The following is a 5,279-nucleotide window of genomic DNA, read 5'->3' as shown; positions in this document are numbered from 1 at the left end:
AAGAAAGAAGCCCCCGCTGCAAAGCAGGAGGAAAAGCCTGCTCCGGCAAAGGAGGCCGCACCTGCAGAGGAGAAGAAGGCCGCAAAGCCAAGAAAGCCGCGCGCTCCAAAAAAGGAGAAGCCTGAGGCTGAGGGCCAGGCCAAGAAGGAGTAAACAGGCTGGATGGTTGGGTGTTAATTTATGGCTGACGACGCAATACCTGTTGAAATAGTAGAGGTGCGCGCGAAGACTGGAATTCACGGCGAGGTCTACCAGGTCATGTGCAAGGTGCTTGACGGGCATGACAAGGGCCGCGTAATCAGGCGCAATATCAAGGGCCCTGTGAAAAAGGGCGACATATTGCTGCTTTTGGACACAGAGCGCGAGGCAAAGGAGATCAGGGCAAAGTAGCAATAGCAGTTGACCGGGTGAAAATATGCTTTGTTCATTTTGCAACAACAACGTGGCGAGAGGCACTGGCTTTCTTTATGTCCGAAAGGACGGAAGCCATCTGTCCTTTTGCTCGCAAAAGTGCAAGAAAAACATGCTGAACCTCAAGCGGGTTGGCAAGAAGGTGAAGTGGACTGCCTTTGAGCATGCCACAAGCAAGAAGGGCGGCTCAAAAGCTGCTGCTGGCGCAAAAGGCGCGCAGGCAAAACCTGCTGCAAAGCAAAGCCCCAAATAAGGCTTGGCTTCACTGTGGCGGTAAATTCGGATTGGCACGCCGCCTCCAATCTGCACATTTTTTTATTTTAGTTTATCTGTAAGCTAGTTTTGGACACGGAAGAAAAGCAGGTGATTCTGAGAATGGTTGAAAGGACATTCATAATCCTCAAGCCTGATTGCATGGAAAAGGGGCTTGAAGGAAAAGTTCTTGACAGGATTATTGGCGCCGGGCTAAAACCGGTTGCACTTAGGCTTGCAAGGCTTGACAAGGCAATACTTGATGCGCACTACTTGCACCTGAAGGACAAGCCGTTTTTCCCAGGCCTTGTCAATTTCATGACAAGGTGCCCGGTGATTCTTGGGGTTTTTGAGGGGGAGGGTGCAGTTGAAAAGCTGCGGGCGCTTTGCGGCCCCACTGACTCAAAAAAGGCCGCAAAAGGCACAATAAGGGGCGACTTTGGCACTGACGTGCAGGAAAACATAATACATGCCTCTGACGGCTTGGAGAGCGCAAAACAGGAGATAGAAAGGTTTTTCAGGCCTGGGGAGATTTATTAAGCGGCCCAAGGCTGAAAGGTTGCCAAACTTTTGATTGATTGAAAAAATGTGGCGGGGAAAATGATTCTTCCAAAAGAAGAGATAGAAGAACAAAAAATCGTTTCAGAGTCATTAGGCCAATCCCAGTTCCAGCCATGCGGTGTTGACCTTACCCTCAAGGAAGCGCATGAGTTTGCCGAGGCAGGCTCCGTGGATTTTGACAACTCGGAGCGGGTAATTGCAAAGTCAAGGAAAATCGAATTTGACTCAAAGGGGTATTTGCACCTGATGCCAGGCTCCTACAAGATAATTTTCAACGAGTATGTCAGCATTCCGCAAGATGTGGCCGGCCTTGCATTCACCCGCTCAACTTTGCTTCGAAACGGGGCTGCCATGAATAATGCCGTGTGGGACCCTGGATACCACGGCAGAAGCGAGGCGCTGCTTGTGGTGTCAAACAGGCACGGCATAAGGCTGAAAAAAAATGCCAAGCTTCTCCAGATTGTTTTTTTCAAGCTCACCTGCCCGCCAAAGCAGCTCTACCAGGGAATATTCAAAGGCGAGAACAAATCATAGCCAATACTGCCCGTATTGCACGAATGCTGAAAAAAGAGGGCAAAGGCTAAGTAAAAGGTTGTTGTGTTATGCCTCTTCGCCAGCCAATAGTTGTTGTCATGGGCCATGTTGACCATGGCAAATGTGTAGTCCCCGATACGTTAGTCGGACTGGCAGACGGCACATTTAGGACTGCGAAGGAAATATATGATTCTTGTTTTGACAGCAAAAAAGCAACTGCAATAGATGACGGTATTGTGGTTGAACTTAAGGACGGGCCGGAAATATTCAGTTTCAACGGGGAAAAAATCGTGAGGAAAAAAATTTCCCACGCTTGGAAGCGCAATGCCCCAACCCAAATTGTCAACATTACACTAGCTTCCGGAGATGGCGTTAGCGTCACGCCCGAACACCCGTTTTACGTAGCGAACGGCACTTTCCATGGATGGAAGCCTGCATCTGAAATACAGGAAACCGACTTTGTGTTGGTGCCGGCACTTGTGCCACAAGCAGAACAGGACACCTTTGCACTCAAGGAGAGGCTGATTGAACAGCTTGGCAAGGCAGGCTCGTTTATAGTTTTTGTAGATGAATATGAGGGAAGGGAATTTATTTCCCGTGTCTCTGACTTGAACCTCGAAGAGCTAAAGAGAAACGGATTTTTATCGGCAAGAAATCCACAAGATTGTGCAAGAAAAAAACGATTCCGTCTGCACGATTACCTTGCGCTTTGCAGGCTTCTTGGGTTTTCCAAAGCCCATGCCTACAACATGATACATTCGCTAAAGAACGCCTCGCCAAAACAGAGGGCGGGGCACACCAGCAACCATATACTGCTGCCCAAAACGCTCGAGGATTTTGTGAAGCTTGCGTATGTGATTGGCTGCATACAGGGAGACGGCTCTCTTTACAAAAAAAGAGTTGTATTGCATAACAATGATACAGGCATTCAAGTGCTTTTCTGTAGATATATACGCGAAATCTTCGGAATCGAAGCGAAGGTGGTGAACGGACACACCTGCAAGATGGTTGTCACCAAGGGCGGATTGACGCTTGGACGCTTTCTGGCGGAAGGTTTTGGTTTGCCTTCGGAGGACAAGAGTGCGAGCATTTCAGTCCCGGATGCATTGTGTCTGAACAGGCAGATTTTAGCCGCATTTATCAGAGGATGGTTTGACACGGATGGATACGTATCCCCTTTTAACAACTGCGTCGAGATAACCAGCAAGAGTAGAGAAATCGTCAGGCGAGTTTCTTCCGCGTTGCTATCATTTGGGATATTGAGTTCGGTGTATCGCAAGGGAATTTACTGGAACGTAAGAATTGCAAATAAGCCATACGTGCAGCTATTTCTTGACCTCATCGGTTCAAATTCAGGTTTCAAACGTGGAAGGTTGGCAGAAGCTGCACGGAAAGGTGAGACGAGCAGGATATTTGATATTTCTCCGGTGACTGGCGCCCACGCCTGCAAGGCAAGGATAAGCAACGACGTGCTACCCTATGCCAGCAAATATTCGAAATATGCTAATGTTTCCCGCGGAACTCTGATGAAAATGATCGCAGCCAGCAAGCAGCAGATCTGTGACCCTATTTACGTTGAGGAAAGTGTCAGATTCGTAAGAGTAAGAAAAAAAGAGATTGTTGACCCCCCTTCGGAATTTGTGTATGATTTCACCGTGCCAGATACAAAGAACTTCATTGCCGAACGAATGGTATTGCATAATACAAGCTTGCTTGACAGCATCCGCTCAACAAGCGTGCAAAAGAGGGAGGCCGGGGCAATAACGCAGCACATCGGGGCATCAGAAGTGCCCGAATATGAAATAAAGAACATCTGTTCAGAAGTGATGGGCAAGCTGAACATCAAAATCACAATACCTGGGCTTCTTTTCATTGACACGCCAGGGCATGAGGCCTTCACAAACCTCCGGCTTCGGGGGGGAAGCATTGCAGACATAGCAATTCTCGTGGTTGACATAGCGCAGGGTTTTCAGCCCCAGACAGTTGAGTCCATCAAGATACTTCGGCAGTTCAAGACTCCCTTCATTCTTGCCGCAACAAAGCTTGACTTGGTGGAAGGCTGGAGAAACAGCTCAAACCGCTCTTTTTTGCACGCACTTGAGCAGCAAAGCCCGCAGGTGCAGGCAAGGGTAGACGAAGCAATCTATTCGATTGTTGGAAAACTATATGAGCTTGGGATTGAGGCCGAAAGATTTGACCGCGTCAGCGACTTTACAAAGCAGGCCCTGATAATACCAATTTGCGCAAAGACAGGGGAGGGGCTTGCCGAGCTTTTGCTTTACCTTTCCGGCCTGTCGCAAAAATTCCTGGAGGCGCAGTTAAAGCTTGAGGTCCAAGGCACGGGAAAGGGCACGATACTTGAGGTGAAGGAGGAGCCGGGCCTTGGCACGACAATAGACATCATACTTTATGACGGGACGATTTGCAGGAATGACAGGATAATATTTGGCACCATCAACGGGAGCGCCACAACGCGGGTGCGGGCAATACTCAAGCCAAACCTGCCAGGAAGGGTCAGCGCCGGCGAGGAGAGATTCAGGCAGGTGCAGGAGGCGTCAAGCGCCTCAGGTGTGAAAATATTTGCCCCGGAGCTTTCAAGCGCCATTGCAGGGGCTCCGGTGCTGGTTGTCAGGGAAAAGGACGCGGCGCAGGCCGGGGAAGTCGAGGCGCAGATAAAACACATACTTTTTGCAACCGACTCAAGGGGCGTGATTCTCAAGGCAGACACGCTGGGCTCGGTTGAGGCAATAGTCAGACTTTTGAAGGAGGCGAATGTGAGTGTGAAGAGCGCCACAATCGGCAAGGTAACAAAAAAGGACGTGCTTGACGCAAAGTCCGTAGGGGCGGCTGACAGGTACATTGGTGCCGTGCTTGCATTCAACGTGCCTGTGACAGACGATGCGTCTGCAGAGGCGCAGGCGGGGAAAATTCCCGTCTTCACAAGCAAAGTCATCTACGAGCTTCTGGATAATTACAGGGACTGGGTTGAGCAGGAGAAGAAAAGGGAGAGCCAGGAGTTCCTGCTCAAGCTTGCCTATCCTGTCAAAGTCAAGGTTCTCCCAGGCTGTTTTTTTAGGATGAAAAGCCCGGCCATTTTCGGGGTTGAGGTAATAGGCGGCAAGCTTAGGGCCGACTGCATGCTGATGAGCAGAAGCGGCGTGCAGGTAGGAACTGTCAAAGTCATCCAAAAGGACAAGGAGTCTGTTGGAGAAGCTGCAGTAGGCTCGCAGGTTGCCATCTCAGTTGACCAGGCAATACTGGGCAAGACCATAAGCGAAGGCGACGTGCTTTATACATACATTGACAAAAGGGCGCATGAATCCCTTATCAAGTACTGCCAAAGCCAGCTATCCGCCCAGGACATGGGGCTTCTTTCAGAGATACTTTGCATAACCCACACGAAGCTGCTCTAAGTTGAGTTGGAGCTGATTGGGTGGAAACTGCCAAAGTGGCAAATTGATAAAGGAGCAAATCCGCATGGCTACTCTTCAAGAAGCCTTGATTTTCTAAGAAGGCTTGGG

The 5,279-nt window shown here is 49.6% G+C and carries 5 protein-coding genes; all 5 read left to right on the top strand.

What is annotated here, in order from left to right; translation table 11 throughout:
- Positions 1–180: 180 nt before the first annotated feature.
- The 5 genes from FJZ26_03900 to infB all read left to right on the top strand — a co-directional run bounded on the left by FJZ26_03900 (position 181) and on the right by infB (position 5,171).
- Entirely contained in the window at positions 181–390 is a 210-nt protein-coding gene (locus FJZ26_03900; GenBank protein MBM3229550.1) for a 30S ribosomal protein S28e, read from the top strand.
- Between the two features lie 25 nt (positions 391–415).
- Positions 416–664 (top strand): hypothetical protein, encoded by a 249-nt coding sequence (locus FJZ26_03895; protein ID MBM3229549.1) that lies wholly within the window; start codon positions 416–418, stop codon positions 662–664.
- Between the two features lie 122 nt (positions 665–786).
- A complete protein-coding gene (locus FJZ26_03890; protein MBM3229548.1) occupies positions 787–1,203 on the top strand; it encodes a nucleoside-diphosphate kinase in 417 nt (138 codons plus the stop codon).
- A gap of 60 nt (positions 1,204–1,263) precedes the next feature.
- The gene (locus FJZ26_03885) at positions 1,264–1,758 is read left to right on the top strand and encodes a deoxyuridine 5'-triphosphate nucleotidohydrolase (protein MBM3229547.1); all 495 of its coding nucleotides are present in this window, start codon (positions 1,264–1,266) and stop codon (positions 1,756–1,758) included.
- Positions 1,759–1,826: 68 nt separating this feature from the next.
- Positions 1,827–5,171: a translation initiation factor IF-2 gene (infB, locus tag FJZ26_03880; protein ID MBM3229546.1), complete on the top strand. Its 3,345-nt coding sequence runs from the start codon at positions 1,827–1,829 to the stop codon at positions 5,169–5,171.
- Positions 5,172–5,279: the final 108 nt, after the last annotated feature.

This window comes from Candidatus Parvarchaeota archaeon, assembly GCA_016866895.1.
Classification (GTDB): Archaea; Micrarchaeota; Micrarchaeia; order Anstonellales; family VGKX01; genus VGKX01.
This window is presented reverse-complemented; position numbering and strand designations above follow the sequence as displayed.